Raw genomic sequence first — 23,252 nt, 5'->3', positions numbered from 1 at the left:
CCGGTCGTTAAAATAATGCGTATGTGTTGGGGTTGCGCATGCCGGAATATTCTTCCTTCATCCGGTTTGTCCGGATTCGCTATCTTTCAGGATTGCTGATTTTCGCGCTGGCTTCCACGGCCATCATGTTTGCGCTCAACCGTGTCAATTCCTTCCGTCATGAGGTCGATGCGCTGAGCAGCAACCTCGTCGTCTTCACCCGCGACCTGCGCAACGCGACCAGCTTCGCCGAGACGACGGGTTCGGCCTGGCGCAACGAAACGCGTGACGCGCTGACCGCATCGGCGCGCGACCATTCCGAACGTCTGACCAGCGAGATCGACACGCTGACCGCCCAGTTCGCCGCGCTGCGCTCGCGCCTGTCGGCCAAGACCATCAACGAACTCGAAACCGCCTCGGTCAACGGCGACCTGTTCTGGTCGGCGCACGATATGGTGCGCAATTTCAACCTGATGTCGATGGCGCAAAAGGCCGATGAATGGAGCTATCGCGAGATCCGCAACCAGAACGATCTGTTTGTGCAGCCGATGCTGGTCCGTGTCCGCACCGCCATGGATGAAGAGCGCCATCTGGCCGACGCATCCAGTGACCGGTTGCTGTTGTGGGCGAGCGGCCTGTTGTTCGGCGTCCTGGCCATCGTCGCCTTCTGGATCTTCCGGCCGATGGAGCAGGCGATCCGCCGCGCCTTTGCCCAATCGGCCGAGTCCCTGTTCAAGGCCGAGGCCGCCGATCGCGCCAAATCCGAATTCCTGGCCAATATGAGCCACGAGATCCGCACGCCGATGAACGGCGTGCTCGGCATGGCCGAACTCCTGGCCAAGACCGAACTGACCCCGCGCCAGAAGACCTTCACTGACGTCATCGTCAAATCCGGCAATGCGCTGCTCACCATCATCAACGACATCCTCGATTTCTCCAAGATCAATGCCGGACAGCTCACCCTGGACCCCGCTCCTTTCCGCCTCACCGAAGCGGTCGAGGACGTGGCGACGCTGGTCTCGGCACGCGTCGCCGAAAAGAACCTCGAACTGATCGTGCGTGTCGATCCGCGGCTGCCGGCCCATGTCGTCGGCGACGCCGGCCGCTTCCGGCAGATCGTCACCAACCTGGTCGGCAATGCGGTGAAGTTCACCGAGAAGGGCCATGTGCTGATCGACGTCGGCGGCGAGACCGTCAACGATGTCGTCCAGCTCAGGCTGCGCGTCGAGGACACCGGCATCGGCATCCCGGCCGAGAAACTGCAGAACGTCTTCGAGAAATTCGCTCAAGTGGATGGATCCTCGACCCGGCGTCACGAAGGCACCGGCCTTGGCCTTGCCATCGCCGCCCGCCTCGTCGACCTGATGGCCGGCAAGATCGGCGTCGAGAGCGAGATCGGGCGCGGTTCCGTCTTCTGGTTCGCGGTGCCGCTGCCCGTGCATCATGCCGAGGCGCGCGACGCGATCGTGCCGGTGGACGTCACCGGCGCGCGCGTGCTGGTCATCGACGACAATCCCGTCAACCGCGAAATCCTGCTCGAGCAGCTCAGAAGCTGGAGTTTCGACTGTGCCGCCGCCGAAAGCGGCGCGGTGGGGCTCGCCTTCCTCGATCGAGCCTGCCAGCTGGGCGCCAGCGTCGACTGCATCATCCTCGACTACCAGATGCCCGGCATGAATGGCGCCGATGTCGCCCGGGCGATCGCCGCCGACAGCCGGCTGTCGGCCATCCCGATCGTCATCCTGACCTCGGTCGACCAGGTCGATTTCGGCAAGATGATCATCGATTTCGGCATTGCCGCGCACCTGACCAAGCCGGCGCGCTCAGCGGTGCTGCTCGGTACGGTCATCTCGGTCATCCAGAAGGCCCGTTCGCAGGTCGGCAAGGCGCAGTTCATCCGTGAGCCGGTCCAGCCGATGCCGCAGCCGGCTCCACCGGCCTTCACCGTCATCCGCGGCCCCGCCATACCGGTTGCCACCGCGCCGGAATCGGCCGTCACACCGAACGGTCCGATCGACATCCTCATTGCCGAGGACAACGAGGTGAATCAGCTGGTGTTCGGCCAGATCCTCAACGGGCTCGGTCTGAGCTACCGCATCGCCGGCAACGGCCGCACCGCGGTCGAGATGTACCGGTCGCTGCATCCGAAACTGATCCTGATGGATGTCTCGATGCCCGAAATGAACGGCTATGAGGCGACCCGCGCCATCCGGACGATCGAGACCTCGTCGGGCGGCCACATCCCGATCATCGGCGTCACCGCGCACGCGCTCAAGGGCGATCGCGACAAGTGCATCGAGGCCGGCATGGACGATTATCTCCCCAAGCCGGTTTCGCCCGACCGCCTCGGCGCCAAGATCGGCACATGGCTCAGCGAAACGGTGGTGGCCAAGACGGCCTGATCCCCGTCACTGCGTCAGGCCTGCCGCGTCCAGACGGTAGCGGCGCATCCAGTCGAGGCTTGTCTTGTCGGCGAGCCTCGCAACGCCCGGCCGCACATCTCTAGCATTCGGAGGCTGAACGCCGAGGGCCTCGCAGACGGCTTGCAATGTCGCCGCCGGGTCGGCGGAAAGATGCTCATAGCCAATCCGCAGCGGGGTCAGGCCTTGCGCCGCGAACCAGGTAGTCCAGGCTTTATCATAGGCTTCGAGCTCGGCGAGTTCGCCTTTGATCCGCTCGAAATCATAGTGCGGTTCTTGCGCCGGCGCGACCCTTTCGATCTCGGTGCCATCGGGAGCGATGTGCCAAAGGCCGGTCTGCTCCGCCTTGATCAGCGAGACAGCCTGCGCAAGCTTATTCTCGCGCGACAGGTGGATGTAGAGGATACGGCCAAAGGCCTTTGCGAAACGCGCTGTGTCCGACGCAAGCCCGGGGAAAATCCGGTCGAGGATTGCCGAAAGCTCATCCAGGTTTTCGCGCATCAGGCGCAAACCGAAGACGCCCGTTCCGCCCTTGCCGGCGGCGATCGCCGCATCGAGATAGGCAATGTTGAATTCAAGCTCGCCCATCGTGTCGCGGCCGGGCAATTTCCACTCCTGCGCCCACTCCGCCACATCCTGCCGCCGATAGAAGGAATGCGGATCGCCTGATGTCCCGGTGGCTGCCAGGAGCTTGCACAGCAAAGTGCTGCCGGTTCTCGGCGTACCGCAGATAATGTAGGCGTCGAACATCCAGCTGACCTCGTCGTTCATCGCAGGCAGGGCGACCCCGGCCGGTCCGCCGTCGCCTATAGTCGAAATTGTTGCTGGATGCGACGGGCACATTCGAGCGGTGTGAACCGGTCGGTGTCGACTTCGAGGTCGTAGCATATGCCCTTGTGCACGCGCTCATACTGCCAGCGCGCCAGCCCCGGCAGCCTGTCCGCGCGCTGGGCTTCGCGGGCTTCCAGAACCTCCAGCGGCGCCATGACGCCGACCAGATGGAGATCGAAGGCCGACAGCAGTTCGACATAGTCCGACACTTCGCCGCTGCACGCCACGTCGTCGATGATCAGGTTGTTGCCCTGCCCCGCCATGGCGGCAATGGCGTGGCGCATGCCGCGCAGGGTCTTTTCGCCCACCGGTCCGGTCCGGATCACGACCGACGGCTTGCCGTCGCGTTGAACGGTTTCGTAGGAGAAACCATCGGCATGGTCCTGCAAGGCATCGGGCAGCATTTCGAGAAAACTGTCCATCTGACATGCAGGAACGGCGCGGCGGTTATTGTCTGCAACGCCCTGGCGATCGAGCTTTTGCCGGCACTGCCGACGCCGTTGAGAAGAACGATCCTGGCTGTCATCGTCAAACGCCCTCTCGGATCGGACTACCGGTTGCGCACCACCACGCACGCCCCGCCGACGCTCTGCAGTTTTTGGCAAATGACATTGGCGGCGGCACGATCGTCGATCCCGATCCTGACCGCATAGATGCCGCGCCGGCCGATCGGCGTGCGCACCCGGCTGACCACCGGGTCATGGCCGGCGAGCAGCGCTGGAAACCGGCTCCTCACCCTGAGCCACTGGCTGACTGCCGCACTGCGGCGGAAATTGCCGGCCACCTGTACGCCCCAGGGTTTGACGTTGATCGAAGCCATCGCAACGGTCTGCGACATGATGACAGGCAGCTTGCGGCAGGCGACGGCAAAATCCGCCTTGGCATCGAGCGGCTCGATCTTTCCGGCATAGGCGGGGTCAGTGAACTTGTCGACCGGCTCGCCCATGACATCGAAAACATAGCTCTCGGTCTCCATCGGCAGGAAGCCGCCCGAGCCAAGCCAGCGCGACACCCGGCTCTCACCGGCATTGTAGGCGGCCGCGGCCAGACCAAGATTGCCGTAGCTGGTCTTCATTTCGGCGAGATATTTCGCCGAGGCCGGGATCGCCTGGTTGATGTCGAAGGAGTTTTCGAGCCCCCGCATCTTGGCGGTGCCCGGCATGAACTGGGCGATGCCTTCGGCGCCGACGGGGCTGACGGCATTGGGATCGAAACGGCTTTCCTTCCAGATCAGCCTGGCGAAGAAATCCCGGGGCAGGCCGTTCTGATCGGCATGCGCCTGGATCAGGTTGCAGACCTTGTCGATCAGCCGCTGCTTGGCCGATTGCGGTGGGTCGGCCTGAACGAGTGTCGACCAGGCCAGCCCGCAAAGCAAAATCAGCGTTGCCAAGAGGAAACGCTGCATCGCGGCTACTCGGCCGCGGCCTTGCCGCGACCGAACCGTTGCTCGATGTAGTCGGCGACCATTTTCTCGAAATCCGCCGCGATAGACGGCCCACGCAGCGTCGCCGCCTTCTTGCCGTCGACGAAGACGGGCGCCGTCGGCGTCTCGCCGGTGCCGGGCAGCGAAATGCCGATATCGGCATGTTTGGACTCACCCGGTCCGTTGACGATGCACCCCATCACCGCGACCTTGAGATTCTCGACGCCGGGGTATTTTTCGCGCCACACCGGCATGTTCTTGCGCAGATCCGCCTGGATGTTCTGGGCGAGCTCCTGGAACACGGTTGAGGTCGTGCGGCCGCAGCCGGGGCAAGCGGCGACGATCGGCACGAACTGCCTGAAACCCATGGTCTGCAGCAGTTCCTGCGACACCTGCACCTCGCGCGTGCGGTCGCCATTCGGCTCCGGCGTCAGCGAGATGCGGATGGTGTCGCCAATGCCTTGCTGCAACAGGATGCCCATGGCGGCGGACGACGCAACGATGCCTTTCGAACCCATGCCGGCCTCGGTGAGGCCGAGATGCAGCGCATGGTCGGAGCGGGTGGCAAGCTCGGTATAGACTGCGATCAGGTCCTGCACGCCGCTGACCTTGGCCGACAGGATGATCTTGTCGCGGCCAAGGCCGATCTCTTCGGCCATCTCGGCCGACAGGATCGCCGACTGCACGATCGCCTCGCGCGTCACTTCCTGCGCCGTCAGCGGAAAACCCTTGTCCTGGTTGTCGTCCATCAGCCGGGTCAGAAGCTCCTGGTCGAGCGAGCCCCAGTTGACGCCGATGCGCACCGGCTTGTCATGTTTGATCGCCATTTCGACGATCGCGGCGAACTGCCGGTCCTTCTTGTCCTTGAAGCCGACATTGCCGGGATTGATGCGGTATTTCGCCAGCGCCTCGGCGCAGGCCGGATGGTCGGCGAGCAATTTGTGCCCGATATAATGGAAGTCGCCGACCAGCGGCACGTTGATGCCAAGCCGCTGAAGCCGCTCATGAATGCGCGGCACGGCTGCGGCACTCTCGTCGCGGTCGACGGTGATGCGCACGATCTCGGAGCCGGCGCGATGAAGTGCCGCGACCTGCGCGACTGTCTGGTCGATGTCGGCCGTGTCGGTGTTGGTCATCGACTGCACGACAACCGGAGCGCCGCCACCGACGACCACGCCACCGACATCGACGCCGACCGAGGTGCGGCGGGGGAAGGGAAAGGAAAAATATCCGGTCATGCCGGCAGCCTTTTGTCTCTGGGGCCTTGCCCGTCCATTTGGACGCGCAAGCACTCCCCGGGGGCCGATGCGCTGAAGTCCGGGCATGAGGTGGAGGAGCAAAGATGGCTTGTCAATGGCGACAGGTCGCCACTGGCAGCAATTGATCCCGGCCGGGGGCATGAAACAGGGCATGACCCGGCGATGGCCGAGGTGCAAAATGGATCTGAAGGATATTAGCTGCGGCTTATGACTTGGCGCTAAAAATCAAAACCCGACATACCGGCGGCGATTGCCGCCGGCAAGGAAGAAGACCGCATAGTGGCGGCTATGTCAGTCGGGCATCAATGCGTGGTCGGTTGCGCTTTCAGTTTCTCAATCGCATCCTTGAGTGCCAGCTTGCGTCGCTTGAGATTCACGATTTCGAGGTCGTCCACCGACGGGTGGTTCATCGCGTCATCGATTTCACGTTCGATGTCGCCGTGTTTCCGCTGCAACTCATCAAGATGGGAAGCAAGAGACATGATTGGTTCTCCCTTTCATGGTTTCCTCGATTGCTGCCGTCAAGGCGCGTCCACCGCAGGCTCGCTTCTGTGACGGCACAATGACACTTTGCCACCTTCCGACTGCGATGTCGAATGCTGCTTGGTAGCATTCCACGACAAGGTGAAATGTGATATGGGCTGCGCGCCGGTGGCAGAAATTGCCGCCCCCGCCCAATCAGGCCCAGCTTTTGGGCGCCGCAGACGTGCAGACGGTAGAGAATGTCCGATCAGGAACAGGCCGATATTCGCCTCGAATTTTCCCGGCTGAAGCAGGAACACGCCGATTTCGATGCGGCGATCAACGCGATGATCGCCACCAATTGCGACCCGCTGCAGATCCAGCGCATGAAAAAGAAGAAGCTGGTGCTCAAGGACCGGCTGATGGCGCTGGAAGACAAGATCATTCCAGACATCATCGCCTAGCCGTCTCTCGCCTATCCGCCGATCGAAAGCCTGGCCGCGCGGTCGCGCAGCAGGCCGATGAGGTTGCCTGTCCGTTCCTCGGACGTATCGATGGGAACCACCAGGCACATGGTCGCCTCCACTTTGCCCGGCGCTGAAAACACCGGCACGGCAAGACATTTCGTGTAGGCATCGACGAGGCCCGAGGTCACGCAGTAGCCGGTCACCCCAGCCTTGGCGATGTCGGCGATGAAATCGTCGAGCCGCAGCTTGCGGCCGTCGGGCAGCACCAGATCGTCTTCCGACACCATGGCTTCGATCTCGGCCTTCTCCAGTCCCGCCAGCAGCAGCCGGCCCGATGCGGTCCAGGGCAGCGGTATCTGCAGACCGGTGGCGGAGCTGATACGGAACGGCCTGGTGCCGGGGCTGGAATGGACGATGGTGTAGCGGCCGCTCTGCAGCATGCACAATTCCGAGGTCTCGCCGGTTTCCCGCGACAGGTGGTCGACCTCCTGGCGCCCGCGCCGCAGTAGATCATTGCCGCGCACATAATCCATCCCATAGAGATAAAGCTTCTTGCCGAAATAGACGCGGTTGCCGTCGCCAGCCATTTCCAGCAGGCCGGCATCGACCAGCGATCGCACCAGCGTGTAGGTGGTCGAACGCGGGGCATTCACCCCCTTGGCAAGGTCGCCAATGCCGATCGCCCGCTGCGTCGTGTGCAGAAAGTCCAGGATCTCGAGCACCCGGTTGAGGCCCTTCTCGCGGGAGGCCGTCGTCTTTTCGTCGGCCGAAACGGCCAAGGCATTGCCATCTTGCATTGTCGATTCCTGGTGCTAGTATCTGTCTTGTACAGGATACATGCGTCTCTTGTAAGAGACAATCTTATGATAATCACCGTCGCGTGTATTGCCTGTGCGTAGGGGAACACAACACGAAAGGAGGTCGCCGTGAACGACACATCCGGAAGACGTGATTTTCTGAAATTGGGAATGGCGGGACTGGCGACGGCCGGCGTGCTGGCAACCGTCGATGCCCAGAAGGCCGCCGCCCAGGCCGCATCCGACAGCCTGCTGCGCACCGTGCTCGACCGCGGCAAGTTGATCGTCGGCACCGGCAGCACCAATGCGCCGTGGCATTTCGAGAACGATGCCGGCGAACTGGTCGGCATGGATATCACCATGGGGCGCATCCTGGCCAAGGGCCTGTTCGACGATCCGACCAAGGTCGAGTTCGTCATGCAGGATCCGGCGCAACGCATCCCCAATGTCACCACCAACAAGGTCGACATCACCATCCAGTTCATGACGATGACGGCGCAGCGCTCGCAGTTGATCAACTTCACCCGACCCTACTACGTCGAAGGCGTTGCTTTGCTGACCCTGCCCACCGCCGAGAACAAGACCTTCGACAAGCTGCTTGCCGGCGGTTCGGCGACGCGCATCTCGATCCTGCAGAATGTCGATGCCGAAAGCTCCGTCCACTATGCCCTGCCGCAGGCGCAGGTGTTGCAGATCGACACCCAGGCCAACGTGCTGCAGGCGCTGGAATCCAAGCGCGCCGACGCGGCCGCCGTCGATCTGTCCACCGTGCGCTGGCTCGCGTCGCGCAATCCGGACAAATATTTCGACGCCGGCAAGAGCTGGTATTCGATGCTCTACGGCGCGGCCTTGCGGCAAGGCGATCTCGACTGGCTGACCTTCGTCAACCAGACCTTCACCATCGCCATGTTCGGCCATGAATCGGCGCTCTACGATGCCGCCTTCAAGGATTATTTCGGCCAGGAACCGCCGGCGCGCCACCCCGGTTTCCCGGTCATCTGATCCCGGATCGCGGAAGGGCGGCATTCCAGCCCTTCCGCAATCCATTCGACGCCCTTCACACTGAGGCGGACGCATGGGCTATGCCCTCAATTTCAACCTGATCTGGCGGCATTTCGACAAGCTGTGGGGCGGACTGCTGCTCAGCCTCGAGCTTGCCGTGATTTCGATCGCCATCGGCACCGTCATCGGTCTGGTGCTGGCGGTCTGGTATGTCTCGGCCGGACGCGTCGTGCGCGCGATCATCGCCGCCTATGTCGAATTCATCCGCAACGTGCCGCTGATCCTGCTCGTCTATCTCGTCTTCTACGGCGTGCCGACCGTGGTCGACCTGGCCTACAGCGCGCCGACCTCTTTCGTCCTGACGCTGTCTGTCTATAGCGGTGCCTATCTGGTCGAGGTGTTTCGCTCGGGCCTCGAAGCCGTCCCGCGCGGCCAGCTCGATGCCGGCAAGGCGATTGGCCTGACGCCCTGGCAGAGGCTCATCCATGTGCGCCTGCCGACCATGCTGCGCATCACGCTGCCGGCGCTGTCCAACACCTTCATCTCGCTGTTCAAGGACACCTCGATCGCCTCCGTCATCTCGGTGCCCGAACTCACCTTCGGCGCCCAATGGATCAACTTCAACACCTTCCGCATCGTCGAGGTCTATCTGGTCACGACGGCGATGTATCTGCTGACCGGCTACATCCTGCTTTTCGCGCTCAGGCTCGTCGAGCGCCGGTTCAGGGCGGCGCGCTGACATGGCAAGCCAGATCCTCTACGCCCTGCCTTTCCTCGCCAAAGGCTTCGCCGTGACCCTTTGGGTATCGCTGCTGGTCGTCAGCCTGTCGCTCATCGCCGGCGTCCTGCTTGGCGTCGGCCTGGTCTACGGCCCCGCCCCCTTGCGCTGGGCGGTGCGCATCTTCAGTGACACCATTCGCGGCATTCCGATCCTGGTCTTGATGTTCTTCGTCTATTACGGCCTGCCTGCGATCGGGCTGCATCTGCCGTCCTTCTGGGCCGCCGTTCTGGCGCTGACCCTGTTCAAGACGGCGCAGGTCATCGAATACCTCAGGGGTGCGGTCGGCTCGATCCCAAAAGGCCAGTCCGAGGCCGCGATGGCGATCGGGCTGACCTTCCGCCAACGGCTCACCTACGTCATCTTTCCGCAGGCATTCAGGCGCTTCCTGCCGCCCTGGATCAACGGCGTCACCGACGCGGTCAAGGGCAGCGCCCTGGTGTCGCTGCTCGGCATCACCGATTTGATGCAGGCCATCAACCAGGTCATCGGCCGCACCTATGAGGCGATGCCGCTCTATATCCTCGGTGCGCTCATCTATTTCGCGGTCAACTACGCGCTCTCGCTCGCCAGCCGGCGGCTCGAGCGGCGTTTTTCTTTCATTCGGGAATAGCATGATGTCCGACGCTGCAAATGCCAGTCCCGCCCTGCTCGACGTGCACGATGTCTCCAAGGCCTTCGGCTCCGTCGAGGTGCTGCGTTCCGTTAGCCTTCAGGTGAACCGCGGCGAGGTGGTGACCGTCATCGGCCCCTCGGGCAGCGGCAAGACCACGCTGCTGCGCTGCGTCAACTTCCTCGAAAGCTATGACTCAGGCTCGATCCGCATCGACGGCAAGGAGGTCGGCTACCTCTCAGCCGGAACGCACCAGCGCCGCAGCGAACGCGACTTGGCCAGTATGCGTGCCGAGACCGGCATGGTGTTCCAGAGCTTCAACCTGTTTCCGCATCTGACGGCAGCCGGCAACATCATGCTGGGCTTGACCAAGGTGCGGGGCAAGAGCGCGACCGAGGCACGCCAGGCCGCCGAACACTGGCTCGGTCGCGTCGGCCTTGCCCATAAGGCTGACAGCCTGCCAGCCGAACTCTCCGGCGGCCAGCAGCAGCGCGTCGGCATCGCGCGTGCCGTGGCCATGGAGCCAAAAATCCTTTTGCTCGACGAGATCACCTCGGCGCTCGACCCCGAACTGGTCGGCGAGGTGCTGGCCGTGGTGCGCAGCCTCGCCGAGGACGGCATGACCATGCTCATGGTGACGCACGAAATGGCCTTCGCCCGCGACGCTTCGAGCCGCATCGTCTTCATGGCCGATGGTGGCGTCAGCGCCGTCGGCCCGCCCAAGGAGATCCTCGCGGCGGAGACCAGCAACGAGCGCCTCCGCACCTTCCTGGCGCGCTTCCGCGCCTCGCATTTTTGACATTGGACGGCCGACGCCGCCCATTTTGAACATCGGATGGCTGAAGCCATCCAAGGGAGCCTTCTTCCATGACACCTTACATCCGGCTCGCCGAACTCGGCCTGACGTTGCCCGAGCCGCCGACGCCCATCGCCAACTTCGTCACCCATGCAGAGAGCGGGCGATTGATCTTCCTGTCCGGACAGGGGCCGCTACGCGCCGACGGCACGCTTTGCACCGGCAAGGTCGGCGAGGATGTCACCGTCGAGCAGGCTTACGAGCATGCGCGCCTGACCGGCCTCAACCTGCTGGCCGTCATGCATGCCGCCGCCGGCGATCTCGGCCGCATCGTGCGCGTCGTCAAACTGCTCGGCTTCGTCAACGCGACGCCGACCTTCAGCGACCATCCGAAAGTGGTCAATGGCTGTTCAGACCTGTTCGCCGATGTGTTCGCTGATATTGGCGGCCATGCCCGCTCGGCGATCGGCGTCGGTTCGTTGCCCGGAAACATCACTGTCGAAATCGAGGCGGTCGTCGAGATCGCCGCCTGATCTGCCACTTACGGGATTTGCTGACATGAAAACCACTTCCTCCGCCGGTTCCAACACCACCATCCGCGAACGGTTGGGCTTGCGGCCGATCATCAACGTATCCGGCACCATGACCGCGCTCGGCGCGTCGATCATCGTCCCGGAAGCAATCAGCGCCATGGCCGAAATGGCCTCGCAATGGGTGGAGATGGACGACCTGCAACGTGCCGCAAGCACAGTCGTTGCGCGCCTCACCGGCGGCGAGGCCGGCTTCATCACCGCTTGCTGTGCCAGCGGCATCACCATGGCGATCGCCGGCGCGATGACGGGAAACAACCTGCTCGCCATCGAACGCCTGCCCGATGATACCAGTGGCCTCAAGTCGGAGGTTGTCATCCAACTTGGCCACATCGTCAATTACGGCGCCCCGATCGACCAATCGATCCGCGTCGCCGGCGCCAAGGTGGTGCCCGCCGGCACGGTCAGCGTGACGCAGGACTATCATGTGCGCGAAGCGATCAACGACCGCACGGCGGCTGGCCTCTATGTCGTTGCCCACCACACGGTGCAGTACGGCATGCTGTCGCTGGAGGAATTCTGCGAAATCTGCCACGCCAAGGGCGTGCCGGTGATCGTCGATGCCGCGTCCGAATATGATCTGCGCGGGTTCCTGGCGCGCGGCGCCGACGTCGTCATCTACAGCGGCCACAAATTCCTGAGCGGGCCGACCAGCGGCATCGTCACCGGCCGCAAGGATCTGGTGCGATCAGCCTATCTCCAGAACCGCGGCGTTGCCCGCGCGATGAAGGTTGGCAAGGAAAGCATCGCCGGCACCATGGCGGCACTGGAAGCTTGGGAAAAGCGCGATCACGCCGGCATACGCAAGCGCGAGGAGGCTGCGCTCAATCTCTGGAAAGACGCTTTGCAGGGGCTGCCGGGCATCTTTGCCAAGATCATTCCCGATCCAACGGCCAATCCGCTCGACCGGCTGCAGATCTTCGTATCGCCGGAAAGCCGCTTCAGCGCCGCCGGCCTCACCTCGGCGCTGGCCGCGGGCTCACCGCCGATCATCGTGCGCAACCACGAGGTCGAGCGTGGCCACTTCTTCCTCGACCCTTGCAACCTGCATCCCGGCGAAGCGGAGATCGTCGCCGAACGCCTGCGGGCCACACTTACCGCGAAGGACCGCCCGGCCGATGCGATGAAAGCCGCACGCAAGGATTCGTCTGGCGTCTTGAAGTGGCCGGACTGAGCGCCAAGTCAACAGCCCCAAACACCAGTGATCACGCGACTGTGATCAGCCGGATTTGCGGGCGGCGGGAATAAACCGTCTCCGCGACAGGTCTGCTCGGCATACGCCACGTCTGGCGTTGAGGAGACCGGCATGCCGCATCATTGCAAGGACGGCGAATACGGCTACGGCGTCGGCCGTGGCTATACGCTGGGCAGCATGAGCGTCGTCAGGCTCTCCTTTGTGGCGCTTGACACCGGTGACGCAGATGAATTCACTTTCAGCAAGGCAGGTGGTTCTGCCTGTTCCCGGGGGCTTTGGCCCTGCGAGCAGCGCAAGGTCGCCGTCGCATCTTGAGGCGGCACGGCCCGGAGTATCGGATCATGGTGCTGCTTTGAGCGAGAGGGCCCTGGCAGAGCGCTTCAACCAAGTGGTGCTGCCGCATCTCGGCGACGCGCTGGCGCTTGCGCGCTGGCTGACCGGCAATGCCGCCGACGCCGAGGATGTCGTCCAGGACGCCTGCATCAAGGCGCATGCCGGCATATCAGGCTATGCCGGCGGCAACCCCCGCGCCTGGCTGCTGACCATCGTGCGCAACACCTCCTACACCTGGATGGCACGCAACCGGCCGCGCGCCATGATGGCCGTCGGCGACCTCGGCGATCTCGACGACATGGCCGCCGCACACGGCACCAGCCTGCCGGACGAGGACGGCCCGGAGGCGAGCCTGATCGCCAGGGCCGATACGGCGGCACTCGAGGCGGCGATCGCAGCCCTGCCGCAGCCGTTTCGCGAGACGCTAGTGCTGCGCGATATCAATGGCCTCAGCTACCGCGAGATATCGGCCATGCTTGCCGTGCCGATCGGCACGGTCATGTCCAGGCTGGCCCGCGCCCGTGGCCTGCTGGCGTCTGAACTGGGGAGAGCGTCATGACGCACGACGACGGACTGCCCAATGATCCCGAAGGTATCAGACTGATGATCCATGCTCTTGTCGATGGCGAGCTTGATGCGGCGGCCGCACTTGCCGTGGAGCGGCGCATCGCCGCCGACCCCAAGCTTGCCGCGGAGCACGCCCGCATTGTCGCCTTGCAAGGCGCGGTCAGCCGTTTGCCGCGCCCCGATGTCAGCGACGCGTTTCGGGTCCGCATCGCGTCGATCGGCATGACGGGCGCCAAACGGCAGGAACAAGCCGAGACGGCCGAGCGGCAGCGGGGCACGCCATCGGCATTGCCGGGATTGATTGCGGGTGCTGGCGGCGGCCAGAGACGAGAAGCCGGAACACGTCCTTCCCAGGCGCGGCCATCGCCAAAGGCACGCCGCTTCGGTTCGTTCGACTGGCGCGCCATGGCCGCATCGATCATGATCAGCGCGGTGCTGGCCAGCGGGGCGACGCAATGGGTAATGCAGAGCGGCGTCGATGATGGCTTTGCCGCGGCGGTCGCCAGTGGTCATCGCCGCAGCCTGCTTGCGGCGAGCCCGATCGACATCGTCTCGTCTGACCGCCACACCGTCAAGCCATGGCTCGACGCCCGCATTGGCGTCTCGCCGCCGGCACCCGACCTTGCCCAGGACGGCTTCGCGCTGATCGGCGGTCGGGTCGAGGTGATATCAGGCCGGCCGGTGCCGGCCCTGGTCTACCGCCACCGCGAGCACCTGATCACGCTGGTCGCCGAGCCGCAGCAGGGCGGCAAGACCACCAAGCCGGACGACCTTTCGTCCGGCGGCTTCTCGATGGTGCACTGGAGCGACGGCGCCTTCTCCTACTGGGCGATCTCGGACATGGAGCGCCCCGAACTCGACGACTTCGTCGCCCGCTTCCGCAAAGCGGCGGTGTGACGGCAATCCTGCCCCGTTGTTGATCCTATCGCTCTGAGGCAGTCGCCCGACGGGGAGGCTGCCGGCGCGCCCGTGCGCTCAGCCCCGGCTGCAAGCCATGTCAACGGCCTCGTGGACTTTCTCAAAATAATAACTTTACAAATATTCGTATTTGTGTGAAGTCATGGCGACTTAAGGATCGCCCATGACAGCCAATCGTTTCGCCACGCGCCTGAATTCCTTTGCCTCGCGGCCGCAGGCCGAATGGCCTGATCTTACCGGCAAGCCGTCGCTGATGCAGATGGCGGCGCGCGCCGCCAAGGTCGAGGGGCTTACCGATCTCGACCTCAACTTTCCTGACCATGTCAGTGAAAAGCCTGCGGAAATCGCCCGCAAACTAGGCGATCTCGGGCTTTCCATCAATGGCTTTGCCATGCGCTACTATTCCAACCCCGCCTTCAAGCTCGGCGCCTTCACCAATCCCGATCCGCTGGTGCGCCGCGAGGCCATTGACCTGACCAAGGCCGGCATCGACGCCACGCGTGAAGCCGGCGCCAGCCTGATGACGCTGTGGCTGGGACAGGATGGCTTCGACTATGCCTTCCAGGCCGACTATGTGACGCTCTGGCAACACGAAATCGATGGAATTCGTGAAGTCGCCGCACATGATCCCGGCTGTCAGATCAGCCTGGAGTACAAACCCAACGAGCCGCGGTCCTATTCGCTGATGCCGGATGCCGCGACCACCTTGCTGGCGATCCGCGAGGTCGGCCTTCCCAATCTCGGCGTTACCCTCGACTTCGCCCATGTGCTCTATGCCGACGAGCAGCCGGCCTTTGCCGCCGCCCTCGTCGCCCGGCACAGCAAGCTTCTGGGCGTGCATCTCAACGACGGCTACGCCAAGCGCGACGACGGCCTGATGGTCGGCGCCGTGCACACGCTGCAGACGATCGAATTGTTGCGCCAGATCCGGCGCGACGGCTACGCCGGCGCCATCTATTTCGACACCTTTCCCGACATGACCGGGCTCGATCCGGTGCGCGAATGCGAAGTCAACATCGCCACCGTCAAGCGCATGCTCGGCGTCGTCGAGCGGCTCGACCAGGACAACCGTCTGTCATCCGCCATCGACCGCCAGGACGCGGTCGCCACGCAGGCCATCGTCCAGGAGATCATGCTCGGGGCCTGACCGCCGAAGCTGCTCAACCACACCGCCGTTTTCAAACCAGGGAGGAAGACAATGAAGTTTCTGCTAGCCGCCGCCACCGCCACGCTGATGGCGCTCGCCATCGCGCCGGCCTTTACTGCCGATCTTGCGCCGCTCAACTCAGACACCGAGAAGGATCGCATCGACTGGTCGCAGCTCGAAGCGAAGTTTGGCGCTTTCCCCAAGCTGCCCGCAGGCACCAAGGCGGGCGCCGTCTCCAAGACGCTGACCAATGAATACTGGCGCTCGCTCGGCGAGGGCTACAAGGCCTTCGGCGACAAGGTCAGCGTTCCCGTCGTCTACCAGGCGGCTCAGAATGAGGGCGACCAGCTCGGCCAGCTCACCATCGCCGAAGGCCTGGTGACGCAGGGCTACAACGTCCTGCTCGTCTCGCCGCAGACCGATTCTAACCTGCAGCCGATCATGGAACAGGCCAAGGCCGCCAACGTGCCTGTGGTCAACGTCAACGACGCCGTCATCCCGCAGGCCGAGCACTATGTCGGCAATGTCCAGCGTGACAATGGCGTGCGCGTCGCCAAGTGGTTCATCAAGAACCGGCCGAATGGCGGCAAGGTTGCCATCGTCGAGGGCCAGGCGGGCGTCTATGCCGCCGTCCAGCGCACCGACGGCTTCAAGGCCACCATCTCCGAGGGCGGCAAGTTCCAGGTCGTCGCCAGCGTGCCCGGCAACTGGGATCGCCAGACGTCCTATGACGCGGCCACCAACATCCTGCAGCAACATCCCGACCTGATCGGCTTTTATGCCAACAATGACGGCATGGCGCTGGGCATCGTCGAGGCGGTCAAGGCCGCCGGCCTGCAGGACAAGGTCGCCGTGTTCGGCACCGACGGCATCTCCGACGCCTACGCCTCGATCCGCGCCGGCGAACTGACCGGCACGGTCGACAGCTTCCCGGTGCTGACCGGCGAGGTGGCGCTTGAAGCGGCGTTGCGCCTCGTCGCCGGCCAGAAGCTGCCGCGCGTCGTCGCCACGCCACAAGCGCTGATCACCAAGGACAATGCCGACCGCTATTCCGGCCCCGATGCACGCAAGGCGCTGCTCGAGGACGCGGCCGCCGGCCAGTAGGGCATCGCCCCTATCCCTAGGACAAAGGCGGGGCGGCGGGTGCCGGCCAGGGCGTTTCGCTCCCGGCTGGCACCCTTGCCCGCGGAACAGGATCCCATGTCATCCCGGCTGCAATTCGACGGCATTTCAAAGGACTTTCCGGGCGTGCGGGCACTGAGCGACGTGTCCTTCTCGATCGGCGCCGGCGAAATCCATGGCCTGCTCGGCGAGAATGGCGCCGGCAAGTCGACGTTGCTGCGCATCCTGTCGGGCGTCTATCGGCCAAGCGCCGGACGCGTGCTGATCGACGGCGTGCCGGTGGCGCTCACCAACCCGGTCGCGGCGCGAGCCGCCGGGATCGCCATGATCCACCAGGAACTGCAGCAGGTGCCACGCCTCAGCGTCGCCCAGAACATGTTCCTTGGCCATCCGTTGACGCGCGGCGGGCTCTTCGTCGCCAGACGCGAGCAGGAGCGCCGCGCCGCCTCGGCCCTTGCCGCGCTCGATGCCACCATCGATCCGGCGGCTCCGCTCGGCAGCTTGAAGGTGGCGCAGCGGCAGATCGTCGAGATCGCCCGCGCGCTGCTCGACCGCGCCCGAATCGTCGCCATGGACGAGCCGACATCCAGCCTGACGCCGAGCGAGTTCGAGCGGCTGGCCGAAGTCATCAAAGGCCTCGCTCGCGACGGCGTCGCCGTCGTCTATGTCTCGCACAAGTTGGACGAGGTGTTCGGCATCTGCCGGCGCGCCACCATCATGCGCGACGGCGTCGTCATCGAGTCCGCCGATCTGCCAGGGGTCTCCGAACAGGCCGTGGTGTCGATGATGGTCGGCCGCGAACTTGCTCAGGAAGAACACCGCTCCCACGCCACCAGGGATGTCAGGCTCGGCGTGCGCCGGCTGTCCTCGCCGAAGGTCCGCAATATCTCCTTCGACCTCCATCGCGGCGAGGTGCTGGGCATTGCCGGCCTGGTCGGCTCGGGCCGCACCGAGCTGCTGCGGCTGCTCGCCGGCGCCGACCGCGCCTCGTCGGGCACCGTCGAGATCGACGGCAAGGCAGTCCGGCTGTCCAGCCCGCGCGATGCGATTGCCGCCGGCATCGGCCTGGTGCCGGAGGAGCGCAAGCGTGAAGGCATCGTGCCGCTGCGTCCGGTCACCTCCAACATGGCGCTCGCCTCGATGGGCGTCTTCGCCAGGCACGGCGTCATCGACCACGCCAGGCTGAGGCGCGTGGCGGGGGAGAAGATGAAGCGGGTCAATCTCAGGCCCTTCCTGCTCGACCGGCCTATCCGCCTGTTCAGTGGCGGCAACCAGCAGAAGGCGATCATCGGTCGATGGCTGGCAGCGGGAACGCGGATCCTGCTGTTCGACGAGCCGACGCGCGGCATCGATGTCGGCGCCAAGGCGGAAATCTACCATCTGATCGAAGAGCTCGCCGCTGAAGGCCACTGCGTTATCGTCGTCTCTTCCGAACTTCCCGAGGTGATCAGGCTCGCCGATCGCGTGCTGGTGATGCGCGAGGGCGCGATCGCCGCCGAGCTCGACCGGGCAAGCCTCAGCGAGCAGGCGATCGCCGCGCACGCCATACCCCAGTCGCAAGGCCCAGCCGGCCGGTCAGGCGCGCAAGGAGCCGGCGCATGAAAAAGAAGAACAGGATTGCCCATGTCTGACCTATCGCAAGCTGTACCGGCGCGGCCGGGCGCTGCCATCCTGCACCGCTTTTCCATGCGCGACGCCGGCACGCTGATCGGCCTTCTGGTGATCCTCGCTGTCTTCGGCGCGCTGGTGCCGGGCTTCTTTGCCGAGCGCAACCTGATCAATATCCTGCAGCAATCAAGCATCAATGCCTGCCTGGCGCTGGGCATGACGCTGGTCATCATCTCCGGCGGCATCGACCTGTCCGTCGGGCCGACCGCAGCGCTCTCGGCCGTCATCTCGGCCTCGATGCTGGTTGCCGGCGTGGCGTTTCCGCTGGCCATCGCCGCGGGCTTCGTCATCGGGTTGCTCTGCGGCCTCGTGAATGGCGTGCTGGTCGCCTATGTCGGGCTGCAGCCCTTTATCGTCACGCTGGGAACGCTGAGCACCTACAGGGCACTGGCGCTGATCTATACCGGCGGCAATCCGGTGCTCGGCCTGCCCGCCAGCTTCCGCGCCGTCTTCAACGGCTCGCTGTTCGGCCTGCCGCTGGCGGTCATCATCGTCGCCTGTGTGGCCGCCATCGCCTGGATCGTGCTGAAGAAGACGCCGTTCGGCGAATATCTGCTGGCCGTCGGCGGCAATGAGGAGGCGGCCTACATTGCCGGCGTGCCGATCGCCCGCACCAAGATCGCCGCCTACATGATTTCCGGCCTGCTGGCCGCTCTTGCCGCGCAGATCCTGATCGGCCGGCTGGGTGCGGCCGAACCCATTCTCGGCAATCTCTGGGAGCTCGACGCGATTGCCGCGGCGGCCATCGGCGGCGCATCGCTGATGGGCGGCAAGGGCAGCATCGTCGGCACCATCCTCGGCGCCGTCATCCTCGGGGCCATGCGCAACGGTTTGACGCTGATGAACGTGCAGTCCTTCTATCAGCTCTTGGCAACTGGTCTTATAATCCTCGCCGCGATGCTTATCGATCGTGTGACGAGGGGGCGTGGATGACCTTGAGCGGGCTGGACCTGAAAGCGGTAGGACCGCGCATCCGCATGATGATGCCGCATCTCACCCCGCTGGAAGCGAAGGTGGTGGAAACCGTCTTCGGCCGGCGCGGCTTCGATGAGACGATCCCGCTGAAGCAGATCGCCGAGGAGTCCGGCGTGTCCGAGGCGATGGTGGTCAAGATCGCCAAGAAGCTCGGCTTCTCCGGCTATCGCGACTTCCGCACCGCCGTCTATGAATACAGCCGCCTGCCGACGGCCGAGATGCATCAGGAACTGTCGTCCGACGACAGTTCGGCCGAGATCGTGCAAAAAGTGTTCCGCACCTCCATCCAGGCGCTGGAGGAGACGCTCGCCATCCTCGATATCGAGGATTTCGACCGTGCCGCCGAGCTGCTCTTCCGGGCGAAGAACCGTGATTTCTATGGCGTCGGTGGTTCGGCGCAGATCGCACGCGACGTCTCGCACAAATTCCTGCGCATCGGCATCCGCGCATCGGTCTACGACGATTCGCACATGATGCTGATGTCGGCCTCACTGCTCGGCGCTGATGACATTGCCGTCGGCTTCTCGCATTCAGGCAATACGTCGGCGGTCATCGACGCCATCCAACTCGCCCGCAAGAATGGCGCCCGCACGCTGGCCATCACCAATTACGACAACTCGCCGCTGGCCCAGATCGCCGACATCGTGCTGTGCTCGACCGCGCAAGGCTCGCCGCTGATGGGCGAGAACGCGGCGGCGCGCATCGCCCAGCTCAACATCCTCGACGCGCTGTTCGTGGCGGTGGCGCAACGCGACTACCAGGCGGCGGAGCGCAATCTCGGCCGCACCATGTCGGCGGTGACATCGAAACGAAAAGACCGGGGCTCATGAGGCCATCGACAACCCCGCTCGTCACTGTCTTCGGCAGCCTGCATTACGACATCATGGTCGACGCCCCCGACCGCCCGCGCAAGGGCGAGACGGTGACCGGCCATGCCTGGCACCCGAAATGCGGCGGCAAGGGCGGCAACCAGGCGGTTTCAGCAGCACGGGCCGGTGCGAGATCCGCGATGATCGGCGCCGTCGGTGACGACGATTTCGGCCGCGCGCTGCTGGCCAATCTCGATCGCGGCGGCGTCGACCGCAGCTTCGTGCGGGTGGCGCCGGGCGCCGGCTCCGGCATGAGCGTGGCGATCTTCGACGCAGGCGGCGATTATGGCGCGGTGATCGTCTCGGGCAGCAATCTCACACTGGGCGACGCCGACATTGCCTCCGCTTACAACATGATCGCCCAGACTGCGGTGCTCCTGTTGCAGAATGAAGTACCGGAATACGCCAGCTTTGCGGCCGCGCGTGCGACGAAGGCGCAAGGCGGCCGCGTCGTGCTCAACGCCGCCCCGGCGCGCAAACTCTCGGGCGAATTGATCGCGCTGGTTGACATCCTTGTCGTCAACGCCATCGAGGCGGAATTCCTGGCCGGCGTGTCGGTGGTCGAAACGCTCGACGGCGCCGCGCAAGCGGCGCGGCTTCTGACCGATCTCTGCCCCGTGGCGATCGTCACGGCGGGCGGCGAGGGCGTCGCCTGCTGCGACAGGACCGGCGAGGCCTTCGCTCTTCCCGCCATCCCGGTCAAGCTTGTCAGCACCCATGGCGCGGGCGATGAATTCGTCGGCGCGCTGGCCGCGGCACTTGCCCGTGGGCAGGACATACGGGCGGCCGTCACCGCCGCCAACGCCGCGTCGGCCCTGCTGGTCTCGACGCCCGAGGCCGAGCGTCAAAGCCTCTAGTGGGCCGGTTTCCGCCTTGCCGGACTGCAAGCAGGCCTGCCTATCCTTGCGGCCTCGCGCGAATTCCGCTAAGGCGCGCCTTTGTCGCCGGGGAGCAGAAGCTTGAACGACCAACGCGCCGACGTCGCCATCATCATGGGCAGCCAGTCCGACTGGGCAACGATGCGCCAGGCGGCCGAAACGCTGGAGGCGCTGGGCGTTCCGCATAAACGGCTGATCATCTCCGCGCATCGCACGCCTGACAGGCTCTATGACTTCGCCAAGGGTGCCAAGGCCGCCGGCTACAAGGTGATCATCGCCGGTGCTGGCGGCGCAGCGCATCTGCCTGGCATGACGGCGGCAATGACGCCGCTGCCGGTGTTCGGCGTGCCTGTCGAATCGAAGGCGCTGTCGGGACAGGATTCGCTGCTCTCGATCGTCCAGATGCCGGCCGGCATTCCGGTGGGCACACTGGCCATCGGCAAGGCCGGTGCGGCCAATGCGGCCCTGCTGGCCGCCGCCGTGCTGGCGCTCTACGACGACAAGCTTGCCCAGCGCCTGGATGCCTGGCGCGCCTCGCAGACCGCCAAGGTCGCCACTGAGCCGACGGATACGCCGTGAGCCTGCCCGCCGGATCGACCATCGGCATCATTGGCGGCGGCCAGCTCGGCCGCATGCTGGCAATGGCCGCCGCGCGCCTCGGCTACCGCACCATCGTGCTTGAGCCGCAGGCGGATTGTCCGGCGGCACAAGTCGCCAACCGGCAGATAACGGCCCCCTATGACGACCCGGTCGCCCTTGCCGAACTGGCGGCGGCAAGTTCCGTCGTCACCTACGAGTTCGAGAACGTGCCGGTCGCGGCGGCAGAAGCGCTTGCCGCCAAGGTTGCGGTCTATCCGCCGGCGCGCGCGCTTGACGTGGCGCAGGACCGGGTGAGCGAAAAGACATTCCTCAACGGCATCGGCATCGCCACCGCCGGGTTTCGTCCGGTCGACATCGACGAGGAACTGACGGCGGCGCTGAAAGCGTTCGGCGGCAGCGGCATCCTGAAGACACGGCGCATGGGCTATGACGGCAAGGGCCAGCGCGTCTTCCGCAACATGGAAACGGGCGGTTTTGCCGGCACCTGCGAGGCGATGGGCAATGTCCCGCTGATCCTGGAGGCCTTCGTGCCGTTCGAGCGCGAGATTTCGGTGATAGCCGCGCGTGGGCTGGACGGCACGGTGGCCGCCTACGATCCGGCCGAGAATGTCCACCGCCACGGCATTCTCCACACTTCGACGCTGCCGGCCAATGTCAAACCCGAAACGGCTGAGGCGGCGCGGGCGGCGGCGGCGAAAATCCTGTCGGCGCTCGACTATGTCGGCGTCATCGGCGTCGAATTCTTCGTGCTGGCCGACGGTTCGCTGCTGGCCAACGAGATCGCCCCGCGCGTCCATAATTCCGGCCATTGGACCGAAGCCGCCTGCATCGTTTCGCAGTTCGAGCAGCACATCCGCGCCGTGGCCGGCCTGCCGCTCGGCTCCCCGGATCGCCATTCCGACTGCGTGATGGAGAACCTGATCGGCGACGACGTGTTGCGTGTGCCGGCCCTGCTCACTGAGCCCGATCTGATGCTGCATCTCTACGGCAAGGCCGAGGCGCGGCCCGGCCGCAAGATGGGCCACTTCACCCGCATCAGCCCGCGTACTTAATTCGCCTACGAGCCTATTGCACCTCGTCGCTGTCCTCGTCGGAATTGGCGCAGCTCGCATCGCCTTCCTCGCAATTGGCTGACGCGGCGAGCTGCTTGATGCGCTCATTGGTCAGCCTGGTCAGGCATTGTGAAACCTCCATCGCGTGGATGGAGCCGCCGGCGCTGGCGGCGGTGGTGTGCGCGCATTCGGCGTCACGGAAGGCGATCCAGGCGCGTTGTGCCGCCTGCAGCAATCTTTTGCTGTCGGCATCGTCGGAACTGATCAGGTTCTGATAGGCCGCATTGAGCCTGGCGTCCGCGGCCTGATAGTCTTCGCCGGCGCAGATGTTCATCATCTGCTGGCTGTCGTCGGAGCGGTCGCATTCCTGCGCGCGTGCAACCGATGCTCCCGCCAGCAAGACAAGGCAGGCAGACAGGAATATTCGGCGCATGGTCATCCCCCAAATCACTTGAAACCAAGGCATCATCCCAGCCCGCCTGGGACCGTGCAATGCCGAGGGAGCCGACATGGC

Annotated in this window: 25 protein-coding genes and 1 pseudogene; 19 read left to right on the top strand and 7 right to left on the bottom strand. The window is 64.5% G+C overall.

What is annotated here, in order from left to right; all coding sequences use genetic code 11:
- Positions 1 to 38: 38 nt before the first annotated feature.
- Positions 39 to 2,378 (top strand): response regulator, encoded by a 2,340-nt coding sequence (locus AC04SF_RS21070; RefSeq protein ID WP_488479362.1) that lies wholly within the window; start codon positions 39 to 41, stop codon positions 2,376 to 2,378.
- A 6-nt stretch (positions 2,379 to 2,384) separates the two neighbouring features.
- Here AC04SF_RS21070 and AC04SF_RS21065 read toward each other — a convergent pair whose 3' ends face one another.
- The 5 genes and pseudogenes from AC04SF_RS21065 to AC04SF_RS21045 form a co-directional block, all read right to left on the bottom strand.
- Positions 2,385 to 3,167, bottom strand: a complete 783-nt coding sequence (locus tag AC04SF_RS21065) for a Stf0 family sulfotransferase (protein ID WP_488479361.1) — start codon at positions 3,165 to 3,167, stop codon at positions 2,385 to 2,387.
- 35 nt (positions 3,168 to 3,202) lie between these two features.
- Positions 3,203 to 3,753: pseudogene (locus AC04SF_RS21060) on the bottom strand (phosphotransferase-like protein).
- A gap of 24 nt (positions 3,754 to 3,777) precedes the next feature.
- Positions 3,778 to 4,632: a transglycosylase SLT domain-containing protein gene (locus AC04SF_RS21055; protein WP_488479360.1), complete on the bottom strand. Its 855-nt coding sequence runs from the start codon at positions 4,630 to 4,632 to the stop codon at positions 3,778 to 3,780.
- 5 nt (positions 4,633 to 4,637) lie between these two features.
- Complete coding sequence (ispG, locus tag AC04SF_RS21050) at positions 4,638 to 5,888, bottom strand: flavodoxin-dependent (E)-4-hydroxy-3-methylbut-2-enyl-diphosphate synthase (RefSeq protein WP_095201223.1); 1,251 nt, start codon at positions 5,886 to 5,888, stop codon at positions 4,638 to 4,640.
- Between the two features lie 323 nt (positions 5,889 to 6,211).
- The gene (locus tag AC04SF_RS21045) at positions 6,212 to 6,391 is read right to left on the bottom strand and encodes a YdcH family protein (RefSeq protein WP_010911953.1); all 180 of its coding nucleotides are present in this window, start codon (positions 6,389 to 6,391) and stop codon (positions 6,212 to 6,214) included.
- Positions 6,392 to 6,631: 240 nt separating this feature from the next.
- On the opposite strand from AC04SF_RS21045, the gene AC04SF_RS21040 reads away from it, so the two are divergent.
- Positions 6,632 to 6,835 carry a YdcH family protein gene (locus AC04SF_RS21040; RefSeq protein ID WP_091578683.1) on the top strand — a complete coding sequence of 68 codons (204 nt, stop codon included), beginning with the start codon at positions 6,632 to 6,634 and terminating at the stop codon, positions 6,833 to 6,835.
- 11 nt (positions 6,836 to 6,846) lie between these two features.
- Here AC04SF_RS21040 and AC04SF_RS21035 read toward each other — a convergent pair whose 3' ends face one another.
- Positions 6,847 to 7,635 carry an IclR family transcriptional regulator gene (locus AC04SF_RS21035; RefSeq protein ID WP_488479359.1) on the bottom strand — a complete coding sequence of 263 codons (789 nt, stop codon included), beginning with the start codon at positions 7,633 to 7,635 and terminating at the stop codon, positions 6,847 to 6,849.
- Between the two features lie 171 nt (positions 7,636 to 7,806).
- Between AC04SF_RS21035 and AC04SF_RS21030 the strand changes: the two genes are divergently transcribed.
- From AC04SF_RS21030 to AC04SF_RS20950, 17 genes are all read left to right on the top strand, one after another.
- On the top strand, positions 7,807 to 8,637 hold the full coding sequence (locus AC04SF_RS21030; protein ID WP_171883346.1) for a transporter substrate-binding protein: 831 nt from the start codon (positions 7,807 to 7,809) through the stop codon (positions 8,635 to 8,637).
- A 73-nt stretch (positions 8,638 to 8,710) separates the two neighbouring features.
- Complete coding sequence (locus tag AC04SF_RS21025; protein ID WP_488479358.1) at positions 8,711 to 9,376, top strand: amino acid ABC transporter permease; 666 nt, start codon at positions 8,711 to 8,713, stop codon at positions 9,374 to 9,376.
- 1 nt (position 9,377) lies between these two features.
- Complete coding sequence (locus AC04SF_RS21020; protein WP_488479357.1) at positions 9,378 to 10,028, top strand: amino acid ABC transporter permease; 651 nt, start codon at positions 9,378 to 9,380, stop codon at positions 10,026 to 10,028.
- Between the two features lie 4 nt (positions 10,029 to 10,032).
- Positions 10,033 to 10,827, top strand: coding sequence for an amino acid ABC transporter ATP-binding protein (locus AC04SF_RS21015; RefSeq protein WP_488479356.1), 795 nt, complete (start codon positions 10,033 to 10,035; stop codon positions 10,825 to 10,827).
- 68 nt (positions 10,828 to 10,895) lie between these two features.
- Complete coding sequence (locus tag AC04SF_RS21010) at positions 10,896 to 11,357, top strand: RidA family protein (RefSeq protein WP_095201216.1); 462 nt, start codon at positions 10,896 to 10,898, stop codon at positions 11,355 to 11,357.
- A gap of 25 nt (positions 11,358 to 11,382) precedes the next feature.
- Positions 11,383 to 12,588 (top strand): aminotransferase class V-fold PLP-dependent enzyme, encoded by a 1,206-nt coding sequence (locus tag AC04SF_RS21005; protein ID WP_488479355.1) that lies wholly within the window; start codon positions 11,383 to 11,385, stop codon positions 12,586 to 12,588.
- A gap of 132 nt (positions 12,589 to 12,720) precedes the next feature.
- Positions 12,721 to 12,924, top strand: coding sequence for a hypothetical protein (locus AC04SF_RS21000; protein WP_488479354.1), 204 nt, complete (start codon positions 12,721 to 12,723; stop codon positions 12,922 to 12,924).
- Positions 12,925 to 12,961: 37 nt separating this feature from the next.
- Positions 12,962 to 13,501 (top strand): sigma-70 family RNA polymerase sigma factor, encoded by a 540-nt coding sequence (locus tag AC04SF_RS20995; protein ID WP_488479353.1) that lies wholly within the window; start codon positions 12,962 to 12,964, stop codon positions 13,499 to 13,501.
- The gene (locus AC04SF_RS20990) at positions 13,498 to 14,406 is read left to right on the top strand and encodes an anti-sigma factor family protein (RefSeq protein ID WP_488479352.1); all 909 of its coding nucleotides are present in this window, start codon (positions 13,498 to 13,500) and stop codon (positions 14,404 to 14,406) included. Before AC04SF_RS20995 ends, AC04SF_RS20990 begins: the two co-directional genes overlap by 4 nt.
- 184 nt (positions 14,407 to 14,590) lie before the next feature.
- Entirely contained in the window at positions 14,591 to 15,574 is a 984-nt protein-coding gene (locus tag AC04SF_RS20985) for a sugar phosphate isomerase/epimerase family protein (RefSeq protein ID WP_488479351.1), read from the top strand.
- Between the two features lie 51 nt (positions 15,575 to 15,625).
- Positions 15,626 to 16,678 (top strand): sugar ABC transporter substrate-binding protein, encoded by a 1,053-nt coding sequence (locus AC04SF_RS20980; protein ID WP_488479350.1) that lies wholly within the window; start codon positions 15,626 to 15,628, stop codon positions 16,676 to 16,678.
- 96 nt (positions 16,679 to 16,774) lie between these two features.
- Positions 16,775 to 18,298: a sugar ABC transporter ATP-binding protein gene (locus tag AC04SF_RS20975; RefSeq protein WP_488479349.1), complete on the top strand. Its 1,524-nt coding sequence runs from the start codon at positions 16,775 to 16,777 to the stop codon at positions 18,296 to 18,298.
- Between the two features lie 21 nt (positions 18,299 to 18,319).
- Positions 18,320 to 19,297 (top strand): ABC transporter permease, encoded by a 978-nt coding sequence (locus tag AC04SF_RS20970; protein ID WP_488479348.1) that lies wholly within the window; start codon positions 18,320 to 18,322, stop codon positions 19,295 to 19,297.
- Positions 19,294 to 20,169 carry a MurR/RpiR family transcriptional regulator gene (locus AC04SF_RS20965; RefSeq protein WP_095201206.1) on the top strand — a complete coding sequence of 292 codons (876 nt, stop codon included), beginning with the start codon at positions 19,294 to 19,296 and terminating at the stop codon, positions 20,167 to 20,169. Before AC04SF_RS20970 ends, AC04SF_RS20965 begins: the two co-directional genes overlap by 4 nt.
- Entirely contained in the window at positions 20,166 to 21,065 is a 900-nt protein-coding gene (locus tag AC04SF_RS20960; protein WP_488479347.1) for a PfkB family carbohydrate kinase, read from the top strand. Before AC04SF_RS20965 ends, AC04SF_RS20960 begins: the two co-directional genes overlap by 4 nt.
- A 102-nt stretch (positions 21,066 to 21,167) precedes the next feature.
- Positions 21,168 to 21,665, top strand: coding sequence for a 5-(carboxyamino)imidazole ribonucleotide mutase (gene purE, locus AC04SF_RS20955; protein WP_202352409.1), 498 nt, complete (start codon positions 21,168 to 21,170; stop codon positions 21,663 to 21,665).
- Positions 21,662 to 22,738, top strand: coding sequence for a 5-(carboxyamino)imidazole ribonucleotide synthase (locus AC04SF_RS20950; RefSeq protein WP_488479346.1), 1,077 nt, complete (start codon positions 21,662 to 21,664; stop codon positions 22,736 to 22,738). Before purE ends, AC04SF_RS20950 begins: the two co-directional genes overlap by 4 nt.
- Before the next feature lie 13 nt (positions 22,739 to 22,751).
- Here AC04SF_RS20950 and AC04SF_RS20945 read toward each other — a convergent pair whose 3' ends face one another.
- Positions 22,752 to 23,171, bottom strand: a complete 420-nt coding sequence (locus tag AC04SF_RS20945) for a lysozyme inhibitor LprI family protein (protein ID WP_488479345.1) — start codon at positions 23,169 to 23,171, stop codon at positions 22,752 to 22,754.
- Between the last annotated feature and the right edge of the window lie 81 nt (positions 23,172 to 23,252).

The sequence above is a fragment of the Mesorhizobium sp. CNPSo 4671 genome (assembly GCF_057784245.1).
Note: the sequence above shows the minus strand (reverse complement) of the source record. Positions and strands in the feature narration are given on the sequence as shown.

Coding starts and splice junctions, on each gene's coding strand:
- AC04SF_RS21070 (WP_488479362.1), top strand. CDS start 39: ATGCCGGAATATTCTTCCTTCATCCGGTTTGTCCGGATTCGCTATCTT.
- AC04SF_RS21065 (WP_488479361.1), bottom strand. CDS start 3,167: ATGAACGACGAGGTCAGCTGGATGTTCGACGCCTACATTATCTGCGGT.
- AC04SF_RS21055 (WP_488479360.1), bottom strand. CDS start 4,632: ATGCAGCGTTTCCTCTTGGCAACGCTGATTTTGCTTTGCGGGCTGGCC.
- ispG (WP_095201223.1), bottom strand. CDS start 5,888: ATGACCGGATATTTTTCCTTTCCCTTCCCCCGCCGCACCTCGGTCGGC.
- AC04SF_RS21045 (WP_010911953.1), bottom strand. CDS start 6,391: ATGTCTCTTGCTTCCCATCTTGATGAGTTGCAGCGGAAACACGGCGAC.
- AC04SF_RS21040 (WP_091578683.1), top strand. CDS start 6,632: ATGTCCGATCAGGAACAGGCCGATATTCGCCTCGAATTTTCCCGGCTG.
- AC04SF_RS21035 (WP_488479359.1), bottom strand. CDS start 7,635: ATGCAAGATGGCAATGCCTTGGCCGTTTCGGCCGACGAAAAGACGACG.
- AC04SF_RS21030 (WP_171883346.1), top strand. CDS start 7,807: ATGGCGGGACTGGCGACGGCCGGCGTGCTGGCAACCGTCGATGCCCAG.
- AC04SF_RS21025 (WP_488479358.1), top strand. CDS start 8,711: ATGGGCTATGCCCTCAATTTCAACCTGATCTGGCGGCATTTCGACAAG.
- AC04SF_RS21020 (WP_488479357.1), top strand. CDS start 9,378: ATGGCAAGCCAGATCCTCTACGCCCTGCCTTTCCTCGCCAAAGGCTTC.
- AC04SF_RS21015 (WP_488479356.1), top strand. CDS start 10,033: ATGTCCGACGCTGCAAATGCCAGTCCCGCCCTGCTCGACGTGCACGAT.
- AC04SF_RS21010 (WP_095201216.1), top strand. CDS start 10,896: ATGACACCTTACATCCGGCTCGCCGAACTCGGCCTGACGTTGCCCGAG.
- AC04SF_RS21005 (WP_488479355.1), top strand. CDS start 11,383: ATGAAAACCACTTCCTCCGCCGGTTCCAACACCACCATCCGCGAACGG.
- AC04SF_RS21000 (WP_488479354.1), top strand. CDS start 12,721: ATGCCGCATCATTGCAAGGACGGCGAATACGGCTACGGCGTCGGCCGT.
- AC04SF_RS20990 (WP_488479352.1), top strand. CDS start 13,498: ATGACGCACGACGACGGACTGCCCAATGATCCCGAAGGTATCAGACTG.
- AC04SF_RS20985 (WP_488479351.1), top strand. CDS start 14,591: ATGACAGCCAATCGTTTCGCCACGCGCCTGAATTCCTTTGCCTCGCGG.
- AC04SF_RS20980 (WP_488479350.1), top strand. CDS start 15,626: ATGAAGTTTCTGCTAGCCGCCGCCACCGCCACGCTGATGGCGCTCGCC.
- AC04SF_RS20975 (WP_488479349.1), top strand. CDS start 16,775: ATGTCATCCCGGCTGCAATTCGACGGCATTTCAAAGGACTTTCCGGGC.
- AC04SF_RS20970 (WP_488479348.1), top strand. CDS start 18,320: ATGTCTGACCTATCGCAAGCTGTACCGGCGCGGCCGGGCGCTGCCATC.
- AC04SF_RS20965 (WP_095201206.1), top strand. CDS start 19,294: ATGACCTTGAGCGGGCTGGACCTGAAAGCGGTAGGACCGCGCATCCGC.
- AC04SF_RS20960 (WP_488479347.1), top strand. CDS start 20,166: ATGAGGCCATCGACAACCCCGCTCGTCACTGTCTTCGGCAGCCTGCAT.
- AC04SF_RS20945 (WP_488479345.1), bottom strand. CDS start 23,171: ATGCGCCGAATATTCCTGTCTGCCTGCCTTGTCTTGCTGGCGGGAGCA.